The organism is Paucibacter sp. PLA-PC-4 (genome assembly GCF_026241155.1).
Taxonomy (GTDB): domain Bacteria; phylum Pseudomonadota; class Gammaproteobacteria; order Burkholderiales; family Burkholderiaceae_C; genus Roseateles_E.
Map to the genome: position 1 here is coordinate 1 of NZ_JAPFGP010000073.1, position 689 is coordinate 689.

A 689-nucleotide genomic window follows, 5' to 3' on the forward strand; every position below is an offset into this window, starting at 1 on the left:
TGATGTGGGCGGCCAACTACGGCACGGTGCAGCACACCATGGGCTTCATGCCCGGGCTGAAGGCCTTCACGGCGGCGGTGCTGGGCGGCATCGGCAACCTGGCAGGCGCCATGGTGGGGGGCGTGCTCTTGGGCCTGATCGAGGCCATCGGGGCGGGCTATCTGGGTGAGCTGACCGGCGGCGTGCTGGGCAGCCACTACGCCGACATCTTCGCCTTCGTGGCGCTGATCCTGGTGCTGACCCTGCGCCCCTCGGGCCTGCTGGGTGAGCGCGTGGCCGATCGAGCCTGACCGGGCCCAAGGAGAACCAAACATGCAAAAGAACAAACTCATCGTCTTCCTGCTGGCGGCTGTGGGCCTGCTGGTGCTGCCGCTGCTGGCTCAGCAGTTCGGCAACGGGCCGGTGCGCATCCTCGACCTGGCGCTGCTGTACGTGCTGCTGGCGCTGGGGCTGAACATCGTGGTGGGCTACGCGGGTCTGTTGGACCTGGGCTATGTGGCCTTCTACGCGGTGGGCGCCTATATGTTCGCGCTGCTGGCCAGTCCGCACCTGAGCGAGAACTTCGAAGCCTTCCGGGCCATGTTCCCCGACGGGCTGCACTCGCCGCTGTGGATCGTGATCCCGCTGGGCGCGGGGCTGGCCGGTTTCTTCGGCGTGATGCTGGGAGCGCCGACGCTGAAGCTGCGCGG

At 67.8% G+C, this 689-nt stretch carries 2 protein-coding genes; both read left to right on the forward strand.

Going from position 1 to position 689, the window contains the following annotated elements:
• The coding region (locus OOZ63_RS28950) for an ABC transporter permease subunit (RefSeq protein WP_416234805.1) at nt 1-290 on the forward strand (290 nt) is incomplete at its 5' end.
• A 22-nt stretch (nt 291-312) separates the two neighbouring features.
• A partial coding sequence (locus OOZ63_RS28955; RefSeq protein WP_416234806.1) for an ABC transporter permease subunit occupies nt 313-689 on the forward strand: 377 nt, incomplete at its 3' end.